General features: G+C 50.5%; 23 protein-coding genes and 1 tRNA gene. 21 read left to right on the top strand and 3 right to left on the bottom strand.

Going from position 1 to position 20794, the window contains the following annotated elements; translation table 11 throughout:
• Nucleotides 1-24 precede the first annotated feature (24 nt).
• The gene (locus tag KNO71_RS03140; RefSeq protein WP_214687191.1) at nucleotides 25-1194 is read left to right on the top strand and encodes a DUF4097 family beta strand repeat-containing protein; all 1170 of its coding nucleotides are present in this window, start codon (nucleotides 25-27) and stop codon (nucleotides 1192-1194) included.
• A gap of 36 nt (nucleotides 1195-1230) precedes the next feature.
• Here KNO71_RS03140 and KNO71_RS03135 read toward each other — a convergent pair whose 3' ends face one another.
• Nucleotides 1231-1587 (bottom strand): hypothetical protein, encoded by a 357-nt coding sequence (locus KNO71_RS03135; RefSeq protein ID WP_214687190.1) that lies wholly within the window; start codon nucleotides 1585-1587, stop codon nucleotides 1231-1233.
• Nucleotides 1588-1735: 148 nt separating this feature from the next.
• Between KNO71_RS03135 and hprK the strand changes: the two genes are divergently transcribed.
• From hprK to KNO71_RS03070, 13 genes are all read left to right on the top strand, one after another.
• Nucleotides 1736-2671: an HPr(Ser) kinase/phosphatase gene (hprK, locus tag KNO71_RS03130; protein ID WP_214687188.1), complete on the top strand. Its 936-nt coding sequence runs from the start codon at nucleotides 1736-1738 to the stop codon at nucleotides 2669-2671.
• Nucleotides 2672-2673: 2 nt separating this feature from the next.
• Entirely contained in the window at nucleotides 2674-3492 is an 819-nt protein-coding gene (gene lgt, locus KNO71_RS03125; protein ID WP_078147312.1) for a prolipoprotein diacylglyceryl transferase, read from the top strand.
• Nucleotides 3492-4142: a pyrophosphatase PpaX gene (gene ppaX, locus KNO71_RS03120; RefSeq protein WP_078147311.1), complete on the top strand. Its 651-nt coding sequence runs from the start codon at nucleotides 3492-3494 to the stop codon at nucleotides 4140-4142. The genes lgt and ppaX overlap by 1 nt, the downstream gene beginning before the upstream one ends.
• The gene (locus tag KNO71_RS03115) at nucleotides 4135-4617 is read left to right on the top strand and encodes an acyltransferase (protein ID WP_074036278.1); all 483 of its coding nucleotides are present in this window, start codon (nucleotides 4135-4137) and stop codon (nucleotides 4615-4617) included. Before ppaX ends, KNO71_RS03115 begins: the two co-directional genes overlap by 8 nt.
• Before the next feature lie 293 nt (nucleotides 4618-4910).
• Nucleotides 4911-6383, top strand: a complete 1473-nt coding sequence (locus KNO71_RS03110) for a tetratricopeptide repeat protein (RefSeq protein WP_214687186.1) — start codon at nucleotides 4911-4913, stop codon at nucleotides 6381-6383.
• Nucleotides 6384-6451: 68 nt separating this feature from the next.
• Nucleotides 6452-7405, top strand: coding sequence for a thioredoxin-disulfide reductase (gene trxB / locus KNO71_RS03105; RefSeq protein ID WP_078147309.1), 954 nt, complete (start codon nucleotides 6452-6454; stop codon nucleotides 7403-7405).
• A gap of 120 nt (nucleotides 7406-7525) precedes the next feature.
• A complete protein-coding gene (gene rapZ / locus KNO71_RS03100; protein WP_078147308.1) occupies nucleotides 7526-8398 on the top strand; it encodes an RNase adapter RapZ in 873 nt (290 codons plus the stop codon).
• Nucleotide 8399: 1 nt separating this feature from the next.
• Entirely contained in the window at nucleotides 8400-9395 is a 996-nt protein-coding gene (locus KNO71_RS03095) for a gluconeogenesis factor YvcK family protein (RefSeq protein ID WP_078147307.1), read from the top strand.
• 34 nt (nucleotides 9396-9429) lie between these two features.
• Complete coding sequence (whiA, locus tag KNO71_RS03090) at nucleotides 9430-10383, top strand: DNA-binding protein WhiA (RefSeq protein WP_012726921.1); 954 nt, start codon at nucleotides 9430-9432, stop codon at nucleotides 10381-10383.
• Nucleotides 10384-10469: 86 nt separating this feature from the next.
• Entirely contained in the window at nucleotides 10470-10706 is a 237-nt protein-coding gene (locus KNO71_RS03085) for a hypothetical protein (protein ID WP_012726920.1), read from the top strand.
• A gap of 93 nt (nucleotides 10707-10799) precedes the next feature.
• A complete protein-coding gene (locus KNO71_RS03080) occupies nucleotides 10800-11315 on the top strand; it encodes a DUF2179 domain-containing protein (RefSeq protein WP_012726919.1) in 516 nt (171 codons plus the stop codon).
• Between the two features lie 89 nt (nucleotides 11316-11404).
• Nucleotides 11405-11848: a hypothetical protein gene (locus KNO71_RS03075; RefSeq protein WP_353047640.1), complete on the top strand. Its 444-nt coding sequence runs from the start codon at nucleotides 11405-11407 to the stop codon at nucleotides 11846-11848.
• 56 nt (nucleotides 11849-11904) lie between these two features.
• A complete protein-coding gene (locus KNO71_RS03070) occupies nucleotides 11905-12600 on the top strand; it encodes a MerR family transcriptional regulator (protein ID WP_214687182.1) in 696 nt (231 codons plus the stop codon).
• Nucleotides 12601-12642: 42 nt separating this feature from the next.
• Here KNO71_RS03070 and clpP read toward each other — a convergent pair whose 3' ends face one another.
• Together clpP and KNO71_RS03060 are read right to left on the bottom strand one after the other, a co-directional pair.
• Nucleotides 12643-13218, bottom strand: coding sequence for an ATP-dependent Clp endopeptidase proteolytic subunit ClpP (gene clpP / locus KNO71_RS03065; RefSeq protein WP_012726916.1), 576 nt, complete (start codon nucleotides 13216-13218; stop codon nucleotides 12643-12645).
• 151 nt (nucleotides 13219-13369) lie between these two features.
• Nucleotides 13370-13442: transfer RNA gene (locus KNO71_RS03060), tRNA-Arg, on the bottom strand.
• A 119-nt stretch (nucleotides 13443-13561) separates the two neighbouring features.
• On the opposite strand from KNO71_RS03060, the gene KNO71_RS03055 reads away from it, so the two are divergent.
• The 7 genes from KNO71_RS03055 (at nucleotide 13562) to gpmI (ending at nucleotide 20767) form a co-directional block, all read left to right on the top strand.
• The gene (locus KNO71_RS03055; protein WP_214687180.1) at nucleotides 13562-14707 is read left to right on the top strand and encodes an RNA polymerase factor sigma-54; all 1146 of its coding nucleotides are present in this window, start codon (nucleotides 13562-13564) and stop codon (nucleotides 14705-14707) included.
• Nucleotides 14708-14712: 5 nt separating this feature from the next.
• The gene (locus KNO71_RS03050) at nucleotides 14713-14970 is read left to right on the top strand and encodes a glutaredoxin family protein (RefSeq protein ID WP_251025518.1); all 258 of its coding nucleotides are present in this window, start codon (nucleotides 14713-14715) and stop codon (nucleotides 14968-14970) included.
• A gap of 109 nt (nucleotides 14971-15079) precedes the next feature.
• On the top strand, nucleotides 15080-16108 hold the full coding sequence (locus tag KNO71_RS03045; RefSeq protein WP_012726913.1) for a sugar-binding transcriptional regulator: 1029 nt from the start codon (nucleotides 15080-15082) through the stop codon (nucleotides 16106-16108).
• A 59-nt stretch (nucleotides 16109-16167) separates the two neighbouring features.
• Nucleotides 16168-17175 carry a type I glyceraldehyde-3-phosphate dehydrogenase gene (gene gap, locus KNO71_RS03040; RefSeq protein WP_012726912.1) on the top strand — a complete coding sequence of 336 codons (1008 nt, stop codon included), beginning with the start codon at nucleotides 16168-16170 and terminating at the stop codon, nucleotides 17173-17175.
• A 97-nt stretch (nucleotides 17176-17272) separates the two neighbouring features.
• A complete protein-coding gene (locus KNO71_RS03035; RefSeq protein ID WP_074036297.1) occupies nucleotides 17273-18457 on the top strand; it encodes a phosphoglycerate kinase in 1185 nt (394 codons plus the stop codon).
• An 18-nt stretch (nucleotides 18458-18475) separates the two neighbouring features.
• The gene (tpiA, locus tag KNO71_RS03030) at nucleotides 18476-19228 is read left to right on the top strand and encodes a triose-phosphate isomerase (protein WP_078147302.1); all 753 of its coding nucleotides are present in this window, start codon (nucleotides 18476-18478) and stop codon (nucleotides 19226-19228) included.
• Nucleotides 19229-20767, top strand: coding sequence for a 2,3-bisphosphoglycerate-independent phosphoglycerate mutase (gpmI, locus tag KNO71_RS03025; RefSeq protein WP_012726909.1), 1539 nt, complete (start codon nucleotides 19229-19231; stop codon nucleotides 20765-20767).
• Nucleotides 20768-20794 lie beyond the last annotated feature (27 nt).

The following is a 20794-nucleotide window of genomic DNA, read 5'->3' as shown; positions in this document are numbered from 1 at the left end:
CCAAATTGAAGGGGGAAAACGAACGTGAAACAAGAAATGCGTGAACTGATTCTCCAGCAAGTGAAGGAAGGCAAGATGACGATCGAGGAGGCGATGACGCAACTCGAACGTCTCGAGCGACTTGAACCGGAACAGGTTCAAGCGCTTGAAGAGCGACAGGATACAGAAAAGGTCGATGCCTATTCGGTTGAATCGCTCACAACGAAACTGACATCTGCAGTGGAAGGGCTCGTGACGAAACTTCGCGACAGCGACTTTTCATTCAGCTCGAACTTTGGTCCGGAAGTGACGTATTCGAAGTCGTTCCCGTTCACAGGTAGCGATATCTCGCTCGACCTGTTCAACGCGTCGGCGACAATTGTTTCGTCTGATGCCGAAGATTGTGAACTGATTGTCACGGGTCGTCCGCTTCGCCAACAAGACGCGGATAAGGCGCTCGAACAGTTACAGTCTGCGGTTAAGCACTCTGTCATCGGGGATCGTCTCGTCGTTTCGCTCCGTGATAAACTCGTCCGGGCCCACGTGGAACTGTACGTCCCGCACCACCATTTCAACCATCTTCTTGTTCAAACGTTGAACGGTGAAGTCCGGGCCGATGGTCTCGATGTCGAGAACGTTCGTGTGCAAACCGCAAACGGGCGTGTCGTGCTCCATGACGTGCATGCATCCGAACTATTACTGAACACTGGGAATGGGACGGTCGAGGTCGAAGGTGTCGAAGCGGAATTCGTTCACGTTCGGACCGGAAACGGTGCCGTCATCGTCGGTGGGAAGTACAATAAAGCCTCCCTCAAGACCGGGAACGGAAACATCCGCGCGGAACTGGCGACAGCTCGTCCTGCGAAGTTTGAACTCGCGTCACTCGCCGGGAACATTCGACTCGTATTACCACACGGCGTCGAGGTCGAAGGGGAGCTCGAGACGAACTTCGGTGGTCTGCATTGCTTGCTTGATGAGCTTGAAATCATCCGTGACCGCAAGGACGTCGCACAGCGTCGTCTAGAATTCTTATCAGGTCGCGGTCAAACCCCTCGTATCGAAGTCGAGGCGGGGACGCGTACCGGTACAATCGATTTGGAGCACGGTTCGGTCTATACGCCATCCACATTCCTCGATGAAGATAAAGTGGAACCGGCTGACCCGGTCGATCCTGTCGACCCGGGCGATTTGAACAATCCGTTCCATCAACAATAAAAAAATCCCGAAGGCTGAGCCTTCGGGATTTTTTGATTATAGATTCATTTCGTACTCCATCTGTTGCCAATCCATCATCTGTGTATCAAACAGAGTGAAGGCGCTGATAGCAAACACGATGAAGAGGATCGGTCCGACAATCAAGAGAATGATTCCAAGAAGGCGCATCGACTTCGAGCGATTCCAATAGAAGATGATGGCGACAATCATGGAGATGAGCGCTCCGGACAAGAAGAATCCGATGATGTTCAAGATGAACAAGAGCAAGATCGTCTCGTTTTTCGTCGCAGCATATTCTTTCCACATATCGATTAACGATTTGATGATGTAAACGAGTGACCCAATTCCAATCACTAGCGCAAATAAGATGACAATTCCGAATAAACCTCCCATTATTCCACCTCCTAGTTAACCTATACCCTACATACGAACGGTGTAATAGGATGGTTTCAACAATTTTTTGACACGTTCTTCATCACTTCCCTAGCCCGTCTTAGAAAGAGCTATGATACAATAATGAGCGTGAAAGGGGCAGATACTGATGCAAAATATCGTACGTACCGCTCAAGTTGTTGAGCGTTTTAAACTTCAAGTGATTGCGGGAGAGGAAGGACTTCATCGACCGGTCGCAACACCCGACCTGAGTCGACCGGGTCTCGTCCTTGCTGGCTATTATACGCACTATGCCAAAAACCGCCTGCAAGTGCTTGGGAAGACGGAGTTGACATTCTATGCGAGCCTCTCGGAAGAGAAGCGTCGTGAACGAGCTAAAATCTTGTGTACGGAACAGACGCCAGGAATTTTAATCACGCGTGGCTTCGATATTCCAAAAGAAATTGAAGAAGAGGCGGAAGCAGCAAACGTCCCGCTCATGCGGACGAATGCGGTGACGACCTCAATCGAATCACAAATCACGAACTTCCTAGAGATGGAACTCGCACCGATGACAGCGATGCACGGCGTGCTCGTTGACATTTACGGTGTCGGTGTCCTCATCAAGGGCCAGAGTGGTGTCGGGAAATCTGAGACGGCACTTGAACTCGTCAAACGGGGGCACCGCCTCGTCGCCGATGATTCAGTCGAGATTCGTCAAACGGGGGACCATCTCCTCGTCGGATCAGCACCGAAGCTCATTCGTCACCTGCTCGAGATTCGTGGGATTGGCATCATCGACGTCATGACGTTGTTCGGTGCGGGTGCGGTTCGGTCGCATAAAAAGATCAGTCTCATCGTCAACTTGGAGAACTGGGACGCGGGCAAAGTATACGACCGTGTCGGACTCGACCACAATACGATGAAAATCATCGACAGTGAAGTTCCTCTCTTGACCATCCCCGTTCGACCTGGTCGAAACTTGGCAGTCATCATCGAGGTCGCAGCGATGAACTATCGTCTGCAAAATATGGGAATCAATACGGCTGAAGAGTTCGCAGAACGTCTCGCGAACGCGATTCAGGATACTGAAGGAGACTTGTGAGCATGGTAGAACCGACATTTGATCGTGTGGCGTTTGAGATTGGCTCTTTGCCAATCTATTGGTACGGCATGATTATCGCCTTTGGGGCGATGCTTGGTCTCGTCCTCGCCTTATACGAAGCAAAACGTATCAATTATGATTCAGAACGACTCGTGGATGTCGTCATCTGGTCGATTCCGATCAGCATCGTCTTCGCGCGCATTTATTACGTGACGTTCCAATGGGATTATTATTCAGAGAACCTCGGACAAATCATCGACATTCGTCAAGGTGGGATTGCCATTCATGGAGCCATCTTCGGTGCTCTCCTTGTCGTCATCGTCTATTGTATGCGAAAGTCGATGTCGTTCTGGAAAGTGACGGACATCTTGGCGCCATCGCTTCTTCTTGGACAAGCCATTGGGCGTTGGGGAAACTTTATGAACCAAGAGGCACATGGTGGCGAGACGACGCGTAGTTTCTTGCAAGATACGCTCATGCTACCAGACTGGATCGTCAATCAGATGTACATTGATGGGACTTATTATATCCCGACCTTCTTATATGAAAGTGTATGGAATATCATCGGGGTCATCCTTCTCGTCGCGTGGCGCATGATTGGCAATCCACGACGTGGTTATATCTTCTTGTCGTACCTCATCTGGTACTCAATCGGTCGCTACAATATCGAGGGACTTCGTACGGACAGTCTCATGTCAGGAGATTTGCGTGCGGCCCAAATGGTGTCGATCGCCTTGATCTTATTCGGTATCGTCATGATGATCCTTCGCCGCAACGCGAAACGGTACAACGACCCATCAGAGAAAGGATTGTTTGATTAATGGATACGCTCTTATTTGATTTAGACGGTACATTACTCGATACGAACCCGCTCATTATCGCGAGTTTCCGCCATACGTTCGACTACTACTTCCCAGAGCAAACGTATCGGGATGAAGACATTTATCGATTCATCGGACCAACGCTCGAAAAGTCGTTCCGTGAACTCAACGAGCCGGAATGGAAAGAGATGCAAGCCTTCTATCGGAGCTTCAACATCGCCATGCATGACCAACTCGTCGCGGAGTATCCAGGGGTCATCAAAGGGCTATACCGCCTCCATGAGAAAGGATACAAGATGGGCGTCGTCACGTCGAAAGGTCGTCCGGTCGTCGAGCGCGGGCTTCGATTGTTCAACATCGACCACTTGTTTGATGTCGTCGTGACGGCGGATGACGTCGAGAACGAAAAACCTCACGCCGAACCGGTCGAACGTGCGCTCAAGGCGCTCGGTTCGTCACCAGAACGCGCCGTCATGGTCGGAGACAACGACACGGATATCTTCAGCGGGAAAAATGCCGGAACGAAGACGGTCGCTGTAGGCTGGGCCCTCAAAGGGCGTCCATTCCTCGAATCGCTCGAACCGGACGTCATCATCGACTCGATGGAACATTTCGAGGCGTGGCTAGACGAGGTCAGTATTCATGCGTAAGACGACACGATATCACATCGAGGGACCGAATCCGCTTTGGCAAATGTATCAGACGATTCGCTTTCTGCGTGTCTTCAAAAACACGACGGTCGTTCTGGTCGGTCGTTACTTTCCGTCGGTGAAGGCAAAGCGTTGGCTTTACCAGACGTTCCTCGGGATGAATATCGGAGAATATAGTGCCCTTGCTCTCATGGTCACACCGGACGTCATGTTCCCGGAACGTATCACGATTGGTCGCAATACGGTCATCGGATTCAATTCGACGATTCTCTGTCATGAGTATCTCGTAGACGAGTATCGGATCGGGGACGTCATCATCGGTGATGGCGTATTAATCGGTGCGAACGTTACCATCCTGCCAGGGGTAACCATCGGGGACGGTGCCGTCATCGGCGCGGGCGCGGTGGTGCACCGTGACGTCTTACCAGGAGAGCGGGTCATCGGTTCAAAGCTTCAATCGTTGACACATATTTGACACAATTTTTCGCAAAATGTTTTCATGAGCATTTTGTTCGTACAGAATCAATAATACTTGAGCGGTATCACTTTTTTTTAAAGAGATGCCGCTTTTTCATGGATAAATGTACAGAAATGAAGCCATCATATTTTCGTTCAAAAACAATTTTTGAACCTAGTAAAAAATATTCATTATAGAGGGAATATAGTCGCAATTTTTTTTAACTTTTTCAGTTGCCCTCGTTGTTCGAGTGCGGTATTCTTATCCCTGCAACTAAAAAAGATTTAGAGATGATGTGGAGGATTTAGAATATGGAAGCGAACTATGAAGCAGTAATGACGCTACCCGAACCAGAATCTCCGCTCGCTGCGGAGCTCCACTACTATAGAGGTCGTCGTGCGTTACGTGAAGGTCGCCTGGATGAAGCGACTTTTTTCATGGCTGAAGCGACAGCGGCAGCCACGCATCGCGTCGACTATCATAAACAGTACGCAGAACTGTTATTTGAAGTAGGGGAGGTCTACCACGCCAATGACGTGTGGAAACGAGTATTAGAGCTCGATGAGACCGCAACAGAGGCACTGTATCACTTAGCAAGCAACTGTGCCTATGTCTCTCAATATGAGGAAGCGGCGCACTATGCATCCGAATATCTCGCCCGTGACACAAAAGGTCACTTCACGGAAGCTGTGCAATCCCTTCTTGAACTGATCGAACTCGAACAAGAGCTCGAGGACGAGGAAGAAGACGAATTGATCACGTGGCATACGGAAGCGCAGCGTCAAATCGATAAAGGACGATTGTTTGCGGCAAAGGCGACACTCGAGCGTCTCATCGGTCAATATCCATCGTTTTGGCCAGCATACAACAATCTGTCGGTCGTCAATTTTTACCTTGGTGATGACCAAGCGGCATTCCGGACGCTCGAATACGTGCTCGACCAAAATCCTGGCAACTTGCATGCAATCTTGAACACGATTCTCTTGCTCCATGAAGCGGGTCAATCGGAAGTGGCCCTTCAGTTGTCGACACCGCTTACACGTGTCCGTCCACTCCAATTTGACTTACGTTATAAATTGGCGACGACACTCGCGCTTGTCGGACATTACGACCGTGCATATGAAGAACTGCGTCTATTGAAAGACCGCGGATTCCGTGGGGACCCACTGTTTGGGCATTGGCTCAGCGTGTCTGCCTATAAGACAGGACGACTTGAAGAGGCAGCCACCTACTTGAACAATGAAGAGATGAAACAGTTTGAAGAGAAACAAAGCTTCGACATTCGAGAAAACCTCGAATTTCGTTCGGCGCTCGTCCAAGGATTCCGTCAAGAGAGCGACTTGGCTCGAATCGAGATTATCCGAATCATCGCCAACTTAAAAGATGACGAAGCGTTCGAAGCGCTTGCGCTCACGAATGCGGTGACGGAAAACGGGACGGTCCGTGCGTTCGCAGAGATGTGTCGTGCCGACCTTTGTCAGCAACCGTTCAAAGGAGACGTCCGGATCAAGCGTGCGTTTGATGCGCTCGTCTTGGCTGAAGCACATGTATCAGAAGCGGAACGGATGAGCCTAGAGGGCGACTTCTATGAACGTTTCGCGACGCTTCTGTTGTCTGATGAATCATTCATGGACGTAACGGCATCGGCCGCTGCGCTCGTCTGGATGTTTTATACGAAACGGGACGCATTGATTCTCGAAAATTGTGCGAACGCCTTCCATCTCTCGGTCGACACGTTGACAGAGACGGTCCGTTCGTTCAAACGGACACTCGAACAAGCATAAAGATAGACGATACCCTTACAGGTTTCTTATACTAAAGGCAATCAATTTCTTGCAGAGGTGGAATCAACATGACAGAAGAAAAAATTTATGACGTCATTATCATCGGTGCCGGTCCTGCCGGAATGACCGCTGCGCTATATGCTTCACGAGCGAACCTTTCAACACTTATGATTGAACGCGGGATTCCAGGTGGTCAGATGGCAAACACGGAAGACATTGAGAACTATCCGGGCTATGACAGCATCCTTGGTCCTGACTTGTCTCAAAAAATGTTCGACCATTCGAAAGCGTTCGGTGCGGAGTATGCATATGGGGACGTGCAAAGCATCTCGGATGAAACACAATATAAAATCGTCCATGCGCACAACCGTGACTATAAAGCACGTGCAATCATCCTCGCCTCTGGTGCTCAGTATAAGAAAATCGGCGTACCGGGAGAAGAAGAACTCGGTGGCCGTGGCGTATCGTATTGTGCGGTATGTGACGGAGCGTTCTTCAAAGGGAAAGATTTGTTCGTCATCGGCGGTGGCGACTCGGCTGTTGAAGAAGGTGTCTTCTTGACACGCTTTGCGAACAAGGTGACGATCGTTCACCGTCGCGATGAGCTTCGCGCTCAGAAGATTCTTCAAAAACGTGCGTTCGACAATGAGAAGATCGATTTCATTTGGAACCACACGTTGAAAGAAATCACAGAGAAAGACGGGAAAGTCGGTGGGGCTCGTCTTGTCAGCACAATTGACGGGACTGAGACAGACCACGAGATCGACGGCGTCTTCATCTATATCGGCATGAACCCGATCACCGGGTTCGTCCAAGACCTCGGCATCACGAACGAGCAAGGATACATCGTCACGAACGAGGCGATGGAAACGAACATCCCAGGGATTTTCGCTGCCGGCGACGTTCGCGAGAAAACGCTTCGTCAAGTCGTCACAGCGACGAACGACGGATCGATTGCCGCTCAGAATGCTCAACACTTCATCGAGGGACTCCTCGAATCGTTGCAAGAACAAAACGCATGATTCAAGAAGGTAGGACTGCGGGGGACCGCGGTCCTTCTCTTTTTTTCGGACGTTCGTTATACTAGATGAAGAGAGCTACACACACGGCTCGGTTGTCAATTTTAAGGGGGCGTCAGCGAGATGGAAGACTTTAAAGGATTAGAAGAATTGATCATCATCAGTGGGATGAGCGGGGCTGGGAAGTCGGTCGCCATGAATAGTTTCGAGGACCTCGGCTATTTCTGCGTCGACAATTTGCCACCGGTACTCTTACCACAATTGATTGATGTCATCAGCTCGGTCCGACCGAAAATCGCGGTCGCCATCGATACACGGACACGAGACTTTATCGATAGCTTGTTCATCGTCATCGACGATTTGGAAAAGAAGAACGTGCATCCGCACCTGTTGTATTTAGAGACGCGGGACGACGTGCTCGTTCGCCGTTATAAGGAGACGCGACGGTCCCATCCGCTCGCACCGGAAGATGCGCCACTCGTCGGCATCAAGATGGAGCGCGAACTGTTAGAAGGATTCCGTGACCGGGCCCACACGTTGTATGATACGAGCGACTTGAAGCCACAGATGTTGAAGGACCGCATCCTCCAACAGTTCAACGAAGAACGGATCCCGTTCACAGTCAACTTCATGTCGTTCGGTTTCAAACACGGAGTGCCGCTCGATATCGACTTATTGTTCGACGTCCGTTTCATCACGAACCCATTCTATATCCCTGAGCTCCGTCCGCTCACGGGTCAGACGACAGAAGTACAAGAGTACGTCATGTCGCACCCGGAAGCGCGAGCGTTCTATAAGAAGTTGATCGACATGCTCGAGTTCCTCCTTCCGCAGTATAAACGGGAAGGGAAGACGCAAATCGTCGTGGCGTTCGGCTGTACCGGCGGGAAACACCGGTCGATCACCTTCGCTGAGAAAGTGTCGGAGCACTTTGCTGATCGCTATAACGTGAAGACGGTCCACCGCGACCTCGTTCACGCGACGAAGGAGAAGTGACATGAGACGAGACCGGAAAGTAGTCGCCATCGGCGGAGGGACAGGGTTGTCCACTCTCGTTCGTGGGTTGAAACATTATCCGCTCGACATCACGGCAATCGTCACCGTCGGGGACGACGGCGGAAGCTCGGGACGTCTTCGTGACGAGTTTCATATGTTGCCTCCTGGCGACATCCGTAACGTCATTTTGGCGTTGTCGGAAGTTGAGCCGTTAATGGATAAGATTTTGCAATACCGTTTCGATACGGGATATGGATTAGAAGGGCATTCCCTTGGAAATTTGATGCTCACGGCAGCGACTCACATCTGTGAGGGTTCGTTCGTCAAAGCGATCGATGTCATGTCGCAACTCTTGAACGCACAAGGGAAAGTGTTGCCAGTGACAGAGACGCTCATGACCCTCGCCGCCGAGTTCGAGGACGGCACCATCGTCAAAGGGGAGTCCAAGATTCCGCTACATGAGCAACCGATCAAGCGTATGTTTTTACTCGAGGAAGGCATTGAACCGGCCCCGGGCGTCGTCGAGGCGATTGAATCGGCGGACGTCATCGTGCTCGGTCCAGGAAGCCTGTATACAAGTATCATTCCAAACCTTCTCATCTCGGCGGTGCGGGAAGCCATCATCCGCTCGAAAGTCCCGGTCGTCTATATTTGTAACGTCATGACGCAACCAGGTGAGACGAAAGGCTATGACGCGATGAAACATTTAAAAGTCATCGAGTCGTACCTTGGGAAGGCATCGATCGACACGATTGTCGTCAACAACGAGCCGATTGAAGAAGAGTATTTGGAGCGTTATCGTGAGGACGGGTCGGAAGAGGTCCGCTTCGATCGGAAGAAACTCCGAAACTATGGGACGAACGTTCTCGCTGGGGACATCGTCGATTATAACCGGGAGTATATCCGTCATGATTCCGACGCCATCGCCGGACTCGTCATGCAGCGGGTGCTCCGAATCAAGAAGCCACGTTCGTTTCAAGAATTGGAACTGAAATAAAGATTGTTGGAAAGACAGAAAGGAGGGGGACTCGATGAGCTTTGCATCAGATGTGAAGAAGGAATTGACACAACTTGAAGTGACTGACGCGGAAGCGAAGGCGGAACTGTCGGCACTCGTTCGGATGAACGGGGTCATCTCGCTCGCCCTAGGACGAGGCATGACCTTAGACGTCTCGACGGAGAACGCCTCGATCGCCCGTCGGATTTACTCGTTGATGAAACGTCTTTACGACCATCCGTTAGACTTGTTCGTACGGAAGAAAATGCGTTTGAAAAAGAACAACGTCTACATCGTCCGCGTGTCACAGCATGCGGAGACGATGCTTCGGGACCTTGAGATCCTCGGAGAGAATTACGAGATGATCCGGACACTGAACTCGGATATGACGGGGGACGAGAACTTAGCACGCGCTTACTTACGTGGTGCGTTCCTCGCCGGCGGGTCGATCAACCATCCGAAAACGTCGTCGTACCACCTCGAAATCTATAGCTTGTACGAAAACCATAACCAGGCGCTACGTGATTTGGCGAACCGATTCGAGTTGAACGCGAAGACGCTCGAACGGAAAAAAGGGCATATCTTGTACATGAAAGAGAGCGAGAAAATTTCAGATTTCCTCAAGCTGATCGGGGCGACCCGAGGCATGTTGGAGTTTGAAGACGCACGAATCATCAAAGATATGCGGAACTCCGTCAACCGTCTCGTCAACTGTGAGACGGCCAACTTGAACAAGACGGTCGGTGCAGCATTGCGTCAAGTCGAGAACATCAAGTTCTTGGAGCGGACGGTCGGGCTCGACGTCTTACCGAAAAAATTGCGGGAGATTGCTGAACTGCGTGTCACACACCAGGACGTTTCGTTACAGGAACTCGGGGAAATGCTCGAGTCCGGTCCGATTTCGAAGTCAGGAATCAACCATAGACTTCGTAAAATTGACCAGATTGCCGAGCGCGTACGTAGCGGGGACGAAATCGCATCCTCGTGATGCGGTTGCACCAAAACCATTCTTCCTATATAATAAGCAATTGTGTATAGGTTTTATGAATAGCGAATTAAAGGAGCTTCATCATTATGTCGAATGAAAAGAAAAGATTATCGCTCACGATCGACGCTAAGCTCGACCAGGTCATCACAGAGCGTGCCAAAGAAATCGGGATTCCGAAAAGTGCACTCGTCACGTTTGCCACAAGCCTCTTCTTGAACCAGCTTCGTGCAGAAGAGTTGTTGAACGGGGACAAGAACGCAATCTACGAAGTCATTCGTAAAGACTACGAGTTGCTCACGAGCGTAAAGAATCTAGATAACTAAGTAAAAGGTTGACTGCGGTCAGCCTTTTTTAGTTGCATCTCTCTAAGAAATTTGGAATAGTGGTGATAATGAATTGGAACGGAGGTCGATCAAATGGGTCAAATCTTACTCATCCTACTGCTACAACTAATCTACGTTCCGGTGTTGACGCTCCGGACGATCATGCTCGTGAAAGGGAAGACCGTCATCGCCGGTCTATTCGGAACGCTAGAGACGCTCATCTATATCTTCGCGCTCGGCATCGTGTTCCAGGATCTGACGACGGTCGGGATGATCGTGTATGCGGTCGGTTTCGGGCTCGGGATCTTACTTGGCGGTTTCGTCGAACGGAAACTCGCCATCGGTTACAACATGATCCAAGTCCATACGAAAGAATATCCGGCGGAGCTCATCCAACAGATGCGTGACAACGGATATGGGGTCACGCATTATCAAGGGCAAGGACGTGACGGGGTCCGTTACCGTCTTGACGTATTGGCGGCCCGCACCCGGATGAAAGAATTGCGTGAACTCGTCGAGAAACATGAACCGAAAGCGTTCCTCGTCGCATTTGACCCGATCGACTTCAAAGGCGGTTATATGATGAAAGGACTGCGTCGCCCGAAATGACGCACAAGACTCACGAACGTGGGTCTTTTTTTGTTGGAGTAGGGATTTTATCTCGTGACAGGGAACTAGTGAAGAAAGGGGATGAGACCGTGAAACGAAATCGGAGTGTGTGGATGATCTTACTATTTATACTTGTAGGGGCGGGTATCGTTTATTTCGCTATGACCTTATTTGGAGATGGAGAGGACGGTGTCAAACCGCCGCTCCCGACGGTTCGTGTCGGCTCGGTGTCTGCGGAAGTGGAACAATCGACGTACTGTTGGGAATCCGGCAATCAAGCGACGTGCGCCGATTACGGACTACCAGAAGCGGACGACCTTCAACTGATCACCGTCAAACCGGGCGACCAAATCGATGTCGTCTATCATGCAGAACCGATGACGTCGAGTTTCAATCGAATCGAGGATGGGGAACTCGTTCCTTCTGAACTCGTCGTTCCGGACAAGCCGGGCATCTATCTCTATGAAGTCGGCGGAGAGTGGTCGCAAGGAGATAGCCGATACGTCTTCGGTGTCCGGGTTCCTGAAAACTAATGGTTGACCTGCCTCTAAGGGATGGCTATACAGTGAAAGTAGGAGGTGGGGAAACGGTGATACCAATCGGAAGAGTCGCGCATGTGACCGGATTGTCGGTCAAGGCGATCAAATTTTATGAAGCGCGCGGATTGGTCCGCCCGACGCGGACCGAGAATCAGTATCGAATGTACGGGATGGAAGAGATTCGACGGTTGAGTGAAATCAAACGATTACGTCAAATCGGACTTCGTCTCGAACAAATTCAATCGGGTCTACCGGTTGATACATTGTTAGAAACACGATTGGATGAAGTTCAAGTAGAAATCGAACGACTTCATCGAATCGAGAGGCAGATTCGATTGATGCAAGCAGGAGGGAACGACATGAAGATTCGATATGAGACATTGAATGAAGCCATTTCCGTCTATGGATATGGTGGTACGTTAGAGGAGATTCCGCATATGTGGGCCAAGCTTCAACCGGAACTGACGACGGACGAGTCGTACGGAGTCTGTCTCCCGCAGGAGAACGGTTATGTCGCGGGCATGACGAACCCGGTGTCGGGAGAAGATGCGCGTCGTGTCGAACTGACGGAAGGGAACTATATCGTCGCGACGGTGGAGGGAGGCATCCCGATGATTCCGTCGACGTATGAGCAGCTAGTAAACGTTCCAGACGTGACGCTACGAGACGCGGTCGACTTCGAGCGCTATATTCACGGGCAAGGGGAAGCGGACGACATCATTGAGATTTGGATGCCGATTGAATGAAAAAGACGTTTCCCGCTCAAACGGGAAACGTCTTTTGTGTGATTAACGTGTCATGACTTTGTCGATGAGACCGTAGTCTTTCGCTTGGTCAGCTGCCATGAAGTAGTCACGCTCTGTATCGCGCTCGATGACTTCAAGAGGCTGTCCAGTGTTTTCTGCCATGATTTGGTTCAACTTCTCGCGCATCTTGATGATGCGTTCTGCGTGAATCTTGATGTCTGACGCTTGGCCTTGTGTGCCGCCGAGCGGTTGGTGAATCATGATTTCTGCGTTCGGTAATGCGAAGCGTTTTCCTTTTTCACCGGCTTGGAGCAAGAAGGCACCCATCGATGCAGCCATTCCGATACAAATCGTCGACACGTTCGGCTTGATGAAGTTCATCGTGTCATAAATCGCCATACCCGCTGTGATCGAACCACCTGGGCTGTTGATGTAGAGTGAGATGTCCTTTTCTGGGTCCTCAGCTGCGAGGAAGAGGAGCTGTGCGACGATGGAGTTCGCGACGTTGTCGTCAATCGCACTTCCGAGAAGGATGATGCGGTCTTTAAGCAAGCGTGAGTAGATGTCGTACGCGCGCTCCCCACGGCCTGTCTGTTCGATAACTGTTGGAATTAACATTGAATCTGCCTCCTTTATGTAGGTTGTAATTTCATCATACCTGTATAGTCAATGATGGTCAAACGATAGTCATCGTTTTTCACCTATTCCACGATTTTCTCGTCGTGAAACGAAAAAGAGGCCAGGCAATCTGCCTGACCTCTACATCTGATACACCCGGAGAGATTCGAACTCCCGACACCTGGCACCGGAAACCAGTGCTCTATCCCCTGAGCTACGGGTGCATATCTGTGACACGAATTTATTATACATTTGTTTTATTAAAAAAGCAATCCTGTTCGCATAGCTTTTTTGAGCGCGACGGAAGCGGGTTCGCTACAATAGAAAAGAGGGGGGGAGAACGATGCAACGGCAGGAGCAAAAACAAATTCAGCAACAACAGATGACGCAAGACCTCGTGCAGCGGTTACCGGTCCTTGAAGCGGATCGTCTCGCGCTCGTATTCCGGTTGGCGCGTCTTGCACGGCATAACCCGAACATTCACATCGGGAGCGGGGACGTCGATTGGATTGCAGATGCGGCAAGCTCGTTTGAAGAGAAGCTGTTCACACAGATTCATGAGGGGAGCGGCAGTGAGTCTGAGAAAGCGTTGCGACGACAACTCGTCCTCTTGCTCGACCATCGGGGGTTATTGCCGGATGCGAATGAGGTGTTGGCGGAGCGACTCGGTGTCGACGTCACTCAAATCGAACAGGCGAGGCAGGCGCTTTTATTTCTTGAACCGACGGGGATCGGGGCGAGAACGGAACGGGAGTGTCAATATCGACATGCGATCGAACATGAGGACCCTCGCGTCATCGATGTATTCGAAGCGATCGAGAGTGGGATGAGTCCTCAACAGATGACGACTGCTCTCGCTATTTCAGATGAGGAATTGGCAAGTCTTGAACGAATCGTCGCGACACTTCCGAAACGTCCTCTATTATATGAAGAAACGGGTCATGTTTTTCCGGAACTCGAAGTACGCTATGAAGAGGGGACACTCGTCACGACGTGGCTCAGTCCGGAACTCGACGAAACGCGTGTCGGGAATGACCGCGAGGCGAAATGGTGGATGACGTCCCTCTCGATGCGGAACGAGACGCTGCGTGAGATCTGGTCAATCATTGAAGCACGTCAGACCGAGTGGCTCCAAGGGGAACTCGTTCTCCATCCGTTGACCCGGCGGACGGTCGCGCAGCTCATCGGAAAACATGAATCGACGGTTGGCCGAGCCATCCAAGGGAAGTTCGCTAAGACAGAGAGTGGCATCATGGAGTGGCGACACTTTTTTGTCCGGTCGACAAGTCGTGGGCATTCGCCGTTTATGATTAAACGAACCCTTGCCGAATTGATTCAACGGGAAACGGCACCACAAAGTGATCAGGCGCTTGCGAATGAATTGATTCGATACGGTTATCAAGTGACCCGGCGGACGGTGACGAACTATCGGGAAGAGCTTGGATTCGGCAATTCACGCGAGCGCGAGCGACAGGTATGGAAGGGATGACGAAAATGAAATTAACATTATATAAACGCGACAATTGTTCACTATGTGACGAGGCGGTCGTCATGCTCGAATGGTTACAGGAAGATTATCCGATCGAACTCGAACAGGTCGACATCACGGGGGATGAGGTGCTCGAGGCGAAGTACCTCTTTGAAATCCCCGTTCTCATACATGAAGGTGCGGTCATCAGTCAAGGGCGATATGATGACAACAAAGTTGAAGATTTTGTTAAGTATGCGCTTACATCGAAAAAAAACGTTTGAAGGGGTTGCCAGACGGAAAAGTGATTGATAAGATGAACTCGTAGCGGTGGGACGCAAATAAAAAAGTGGGACAAAAGTTGTCCACACTGAAAGTCGAGGGGGTATGAGCATGATCCAGCAACTGATTCACGTTCAGAAGCAAATTGTCCCTGACCTGCTCGATACGCTCCGACATCGTTACGATATCTTACATTATGTCCGCTTGATGCAGCCGATTGGCCGCAGGACACTCGCGACGAGCTTGGGACTGACCGAACGGGTACTCAGACGAGAAGTCGACTTTTTGAAAGACCAAGGTCTTCTTTACGTCGCTACTCAAGGAATTTCCCTCAGTGAGACGGGACGAAACGTCTTACGAGACTTGCACGAGATCATGGGAGAACTTCTCGGAATCTCAGAAGTGGCAAGAGAGCTCGAAGAGAAATTAGGGGTTCGCCAAGTCGTCATCGTACCGGGTGACTCGGATGAGACATTCTGGGTTCAACGCGATATCGGACGGGCGGCGGTCACGCAACTAAAAGCGCGGCTCGCACCGGATGATAATGTGATTGCGGTAACGGGAGGAACGACGATGGCATCGGTCGCGGCGATGATGTCGCCCGATAAAAAAGAACGCCCGATGCATTTCGTGCCCGCACGTGGAGGTCTTGGAGAGACGCTTGAACTTCAGGCGAACACTGTCTGTTCACGCATGGCGGACCGGGCCCACGCAGACTATCATCTTCTACATATTCCGGATGAAGTATCACAAGAAACATTCGACCGGATGGTGGAGGAACCTAGCATCAAAAATGTGCTGGAAATGATTAGAGCGGCGCGAATTGTGGTACATGGAATTGGTGAGGCAGAAACGATGGCAAAGCGCCGTCACGCATCACCGGAGCATTTGCGGATGATTGAACGGCATGACGCCGTCGCCGAGGCATTCGGATATTATTTCAATGCTGAAGGTGAGATCGTTCATCGCGTCAAGACGGTCGGGATCCAACTCGAAGAGCTGGATGACATGGATACCGTCATCGCGGTTGCCGGAGGAAAATCGAAGGCACAGGCGATCGCTGCTTATGCGAAACACACGTCGAACATCATCCTCGTCACAGACGAAGGTGCGGCGAAAGAATTATTAACTTGTTATTAAAGAGTTGACCCCCCGTTGGCTCTTCAATAAATAGCTTCTACCCTAAGGAGGAAATTAACATGGCAGTAAAAGTTGGTATTAACGGATTTGGACGTATCGGTCGTTTAGCATTCCGCGAGATCATCAAAAACGAAGGAATCGAAGTTGTTGCAATCAACGACTTGACAGACACGAAGATGCTTGCGCACCTTCTCAAGTATGACACGACTCAAGGTCGTTTCGACGGAGAAGTTGAAGTACACGACGATCACTTCCTCGTAAACGGAGAGAAAGTGATCACGCTTGCTAACCGTAACCCTGAAGAACTTCCATGGGGAGACCTCGGTGTAGACATCGTACTCGAATGTACTGGATTCTTCACTTCAAAAGAAAAAGCTGAGCTTCACTTGAAAGCTGGCGCGAAGAAAGTTGTGATCTCGGCTCCTGCTACAGGTGACATGAAGACTGTTGTTTACAACACAAACCACGACATCCTCGATGGTACTGAAACAGTTATCTCAGGTGCTTCTTGTACAACAAACTGCTTGGCGCCAATGGCTAAAGTACTTCAAGACCAGTTCGGAATCGTTGAAGGTCTCATGACGACAATCCACGCTTACACTGGCGACCAAAACACGCTTGACGCTCCACACCCGAAAGGTGACTTCCGTCGTGCGCGTGCAGCTGCAGCGAACATCGTTCCTAACACAACAGGTGCTGCGAAAGCAATCGGTCTCGTAATCCCTGAACTTCAAGGAAAACTTGACGGTGCTGCACAACGTGTACCAGTTGCTACAGGTTCACTCACTGAGCTCGTAACTGTACTCGACAAGCAAGTATCTGTTGACGAAGTAAACGCAGCAATGAAAGCAGCAGCGAACGAGTCATTTGGTTACACTGAAGACGAAATCGTTTCTTCTGACATCGTTGGAATCACATACGGTTCACTCTTCGACGCGACTCAAACAAAAGTCATGACAGTTGGCGACAAGCAACTCGTTAAAACAGTTTCTTGGTACGACAACGAAATGTCTTACACTGCACAATTGGTTCGCACAGTTAAGCACTTCGCTAACATCGCGAAGTAATTTCGTGAACTAAATAGAATCAAATAGGAGCGGAAACAAGAGATTGTTCTCCGCTCTATTTATGAAATGACACGCACGACATATGGAGGCGAAAGTTATGAACAAACAGTCTATTCGTGACATCGATGTAAAAGGGAAACGCGTCTTTTGCCGCGTTGACTTCAACGTTCCACTCAAAGATGGCGTCATCCAAGACGAAACTCGGATCCAAGCCGCACTTCCAACGATCAAGCACTTGCTTGACGGTGGTGCGAAACTCGTCCTTGCGAGCCACCTCGGCCGTCCAAAAGGCGAGAAGAACCCTGAGTTCTCACTTGCTCCAGTAGCGAAGCGTCTCGCTGAACTCCTCGGAAAAGATGTACCGCTCGTCGAAGAAGCATACGGTCCGGTCGCAGAAGAAGCGGTCGCTAACCTCTCTGAAGGCGATGTCGTCGTTTTAGAGAACGTTCGTTTCTACCCAGGTGAAACGAAAAACGACCCTGAACTTGCAAAAGGATTCGCAGCACTTGCTGACGTATACGTCAATGACGCGTTCGGCGCGGCTCACCGTGCACACGCTTCAACTGAAGGGATTGCGCACCACGTGGACACAGCCGTTGCTGGTCTCTTGATGGAAAAAGAACTTGAAGTTCTCGGTAAAGCTCTTTCAAACCCAGACCGTCCGTTCACGGCGATTATCGGCGGGTCGAAAGTAGCGGATAAGATTGGGGTCATCGACCACCTTCTTGACATCGTTGACACACTCATCATCGGTGGCGGACTCTCGTACACGTTCTCGAAAGCACTCGGGCACGAAGTCGGAACGTCACTCCTTGAAGAGGATAAGCTTGACCTCGCTCGTCAATTCATGAAGAAAGCAGAAGACAAAGGCGTAAAATTCTTGATGCCTGTCGACTGCGTCATCACGAAAGAATTTGGCGAAGAAACGTATGTCGGCCCAGTCGATATCGACTCGATCCCAGCGGATCACATGGGTCTCGATATCGGACCGAAGACAGTCGAACTTTACGCGGACGCGATTCGCGAATCGAAACTTGTCGTATGGAACGGACCGATGGGCGTATTCGAACTCGATAAATACGCAAACGGAACGAAAGGTGTCGCTCAAGCGCTTGCGGACAGCGATGCATACTCAATCATCGGTGGTGGCGACTCAGCAGCTGCGGCAGCCAAGTTTGGTCTTGCTGACAAGATGAGTCACATTTCAACTGGTGGCGGCGCGTCACTCGAATTCATGGAAGGCAAAAAACTTCCAGGTGTCGAGGCGTTGAACGACAAGTAATTTAGAGGAGGGTTATCGATGCGTAAACCGATTATTGCAGGTAACTGGAAAATGAACAAAACACTCTCGGAAGCTGTTGCTTTCGTTGAGGAAGTGAAAAACAACATCCCATCTACTGACAAAGTAGATGCAGCGATTGGTGCTCCAGCACTTTTCCTCGCACCGATGGTAGAAGCAGCTAAAGGGTCAAACTTGAAGCTCGGTGCACAAAACATGTACGACAAAGATAGCGGTGCTTACACTGGCGAAATCAGCCCAGTGATGGTCGCTGACCTCGGTGTGACTTACGTCATCCTCGGTCACTCAGAACGTCGCGAGTACTTCGGTGAGTCGGATGCGTTCATCAACAGCAAAACGAAAAAAGCGTTCGAACACGGTCTTACGCCAATCGTTTGTGTCGGTGAAACACTCGAGGAGCGCGAAGGCGACAAGTTCGAAGAAGTCATCAAAACACAAGTTGAAGGCGGTCTAGCTGACCTTTCTGCTGACCAAGTCAAACAACTCGTCATCGCGTATGAGCCAGTTTGGGCAATCGGTACAGGGAAATCAGCGGACGAAGCAGACGCACAAAGCTCTTGTAAATATGTTCGCGACGTGGTGAAAGGTCTTTACGGTGAAGACGTAGCGGCTGCAGTACGCATCCAGTACGGTGGATCTGTAAAACCAGAGAACATCAAAGAGTATATGGCACAGGAAGATATCGACGGCGCACTCGTCGGCGGTGCTTCACTTGAAGCCGCTTCGTTCCTCAAATTGTTGGAGGCGATTTAAATGGCTAGACCAGTCGCACTCATCATTTTAGATGGTTTCGGGATGCGTGACGAATCGTTCGGAAACGCAGTCATGGCTGCGAACAAACCGAACTTCGATCGCTACTGGGAGCAGTATCCACATACGCTCTTAAACGCAAAAGGCGAGTACGTCGGTCTTCCGGAAGGACAGATGGGGAACTCGGAAGTCGGTCACTTGAACATCGGTGCCGGCCGAGTCGTCTATCAGTCACTCTCACGCGTGAACAACGCAATCAAAGACCGTTCGTTATTCGACCGTCAGGCGATGAACCATTTGGCAGGTCATGTGAAGAAACATGATTCGAGCCTCCATATCATGGGTCTCGTATCAGATGGCGGGATTCACTCGCACATCAATCACATGTTTGCCATCGTTGAGTTCGCAAAACTCCACGGCATCGAAAAAGTGTACATTCACGCGTTCACGGACGGCCGTGACTGTGATCCGAAATCAGGAGCTGGTTTCCTCAAAGAAACAGAAGAAAAGCTTGCTGAACTCGGTGTCGGTCAAGTCGCTAGCGTGTCTGGTCGCTACTATGCCATGGACCGCGACAACCGTTGGGAACGCGTCGAGAAAGTATACGACGTCCTCGTAAACGGTAAAGGCGAAGTTGGCACGGACCCAGTCGAAGTTCTCAAGAAGTCTTACGAGAACGATTTGACGGATGAGTTTGTGTTACCAACTGTCATCGAAAAAGATGGAAAGCCGGTCGCGACAATCCAGGACAATGATGCCATCATGTTCTTCAACTTCCGTCCGGACCGGGCGATCCAACTCGCAAAAGTGTTCAAAGAGAAAGTCGGCTTCAAAGGCTTCGAACTCTCAAGCAAACATCCAGAGAACATCTTGCTCGTCTCGATGACGAAGTTCTCGGATGAGGTCGACACGGATATCGTCTTCCCACCGGAAGATTTGAAAAACACACTCGGGGAAACGCTCTCTGCACAAGGGTACAAACAACTCCGTGCTGCAGAAACAGAGAAATACCCACACGTCACGTTCTTCTTGAACGGACAAAAAGAACAACCATTTGAAGGTGAGGATCGTCTCCTTGTCCCTTCACCGAAAGTCGCGACGTACGACTTGCAACCAGAAATGAGCGCATATGAGCTCACAGACGGTTTGCTCGAGCGTATCGAGTCAGATGAGTATGATGCATACATCATCAACTTCGCAAACCCGGATATGGTTGGTCACTCAGGGAAGCTTGAGCCGACGAAGAAAGCGATCGAAGCGGTCGACGAATGCCTCGGTAAAGTAGTGGACGCATTACTTGCTAAAGGTGGCGCGGCCATCATCACAGCGGACCACGGGAACGCGGACATCGTCACGAACCCGGATGGCTCACCGATGACGGCGCACACGACGGAACCTGTTCCATGTATCGTCACAAAAGAGGGAGTCGAACTGAAACCAGTTCTCGACGGCGCACTTTGCGACCTCGCCCCAACGCTTCTTCACCTTCTCGGTGGAGAGCAACCAGCTGAAATGACTGGTTCGTCAATCGTTACAAAATAATACAACTATTTTTCAAACGAAAAGGAG

Source organism: Exiguobacterium sp. s163 (assembly GCF_018617135.1).
GTDB classification, from domain to species: domain Bacteria; phylum Bacillota; class Bacilli; order Exiguobacteriales; family Exiguobacteriaceae; genus Exiguobacterium; species Exiguobacterium profundum.
The sequence above is the reverse complement of the archived record's forward strand: the minus strand, read 5'-3'. Positions and strand labels throughout refer to the sequence as shown.

Coding starts and splice junctions, on each gene's coding strand:
- KNO71_RS03135 (WP_214687190.1), bottom strand. CDS start 1,587: ATGGGAGGTTTATTCGGAATTGTCATCTTATTTGCGCTAGTGATTGGA.
- hprK (WP_214687188.1), top strand. CDS start 1,736: ATGCAAAATATCGTACGTACCGCTCAAGTTGTTGAGCGTTTTAAACTT.
- lgt (WP_078147312.1), top strand. CDS start 2,674: ATGGTAGAACCGACATTTGATCGTGTGGCGTTTGAGATTGGCTCTTTG.
- ppaX (WP_078147311.1), top strand. CDS start 3,492: ATGGATACGCTCTTATTTGATTTAGACGGTACATTACTCGATACGAAC.
- KNO71_RS03115 (WP_074036278.1), top strand. CDS start 4,135: ATGCGTAAGACGACACGATATCACATCGAGGGACCGAATCCGCTTTGG.
- KNO71_RS03110 (WP_214687186.1), top strand. CDS start 4,911: ATGGAAGCGAACTATGAAGCAGTAATGACGCTACCCGAACCAGAATCT.
- trxB (WP_078147309.1), top strand. CDS start 6,452: ATGACAGAAGAAAAAATTTATGACGTCATTATCATCGGTGCCGGTCCT.
- rapZ (WP_078147308.1), top strand. CDS start 7,526: ATGGAAGACTTTAAAGGATTAGAAGAATTGATCATCATCAGTGGGATG.
- KNO71_RS03095 (WP_078147307.1), top strand. CDS start 8,400: ATGAGACGAGACCGGAAAGTAGTCGCCATCGGCGGAGGGACAGGGTTG.
- whiA (WP_012726921.1), top strand. CDS start 9,430: ATGAGCTTTGCATCAGATGTGAAGAAGGAATTGACACAACTTGAAGTG.
- KNO71_RS03085 (WP_012726920.1), top strand. CDS start 10,470: ATGTCGAATGAAAAGAAAAGATTATCGCTCACGATCGACGCTAAGCTC.
- KNO71_RS03080 (WP_012726919.1), top strand. CDS start 10,800: ATGGGTCAAATCTTACTCATCCTACTGCTACAACTAATCTACGTTCCG.
- clpP (WP_012726916.1), bottom strand. CDS start 13,218: ATGTTAATTCCAACAGTTATCGAACAGACAGGCCGTGGGGAGCGCGCG.
- KNO71_RS03055 (WP_214687180.1), top strand. CDS start 13,562: ATGCAACGGCAGGAGCAAAAACAAATTCAGCAACAACAGATGACGCAA.
- KNO71_RS03050 (WP_251025518.1), top strand. CDS start 14,713: ATGAAATTAACATTATATAAACGCGACAATTGTTCACTATGTGACGAG.
- KNO71_RS03045 (WP_012726913.1), top strand. CDS start 15,080: ATGATCCAGCAACTGATTCACGTTCAGAAGCAAATTGTCCCTGACCTG.
- gap (WP_012726912.1), top strand. CDS start 16,168: ATGGCAGTAAAAGTTGGTATTAACGGATTTGGACGTATCGGTCGTTTA.
- KNO71_RS03035 (WP_074036297.1), top strand. CDS start 17,273: ATGAACAAACAGTCTATTCGTGACATCGATGTAAAAGGGAAACGCGTC.
- tpiA (WP_078147302.1), top strand. CDS start 18,476: ATGCGTAAACCGATTATTGCAGGTAACTGGAAAATGAACAAAACACTC.
- gpmI (WP_012726909.1), top strand. CDS start 19,229: ATGGCTAGACCAGTCGCACTCATCATTTTAGATGGTTTCGGGATGCGT.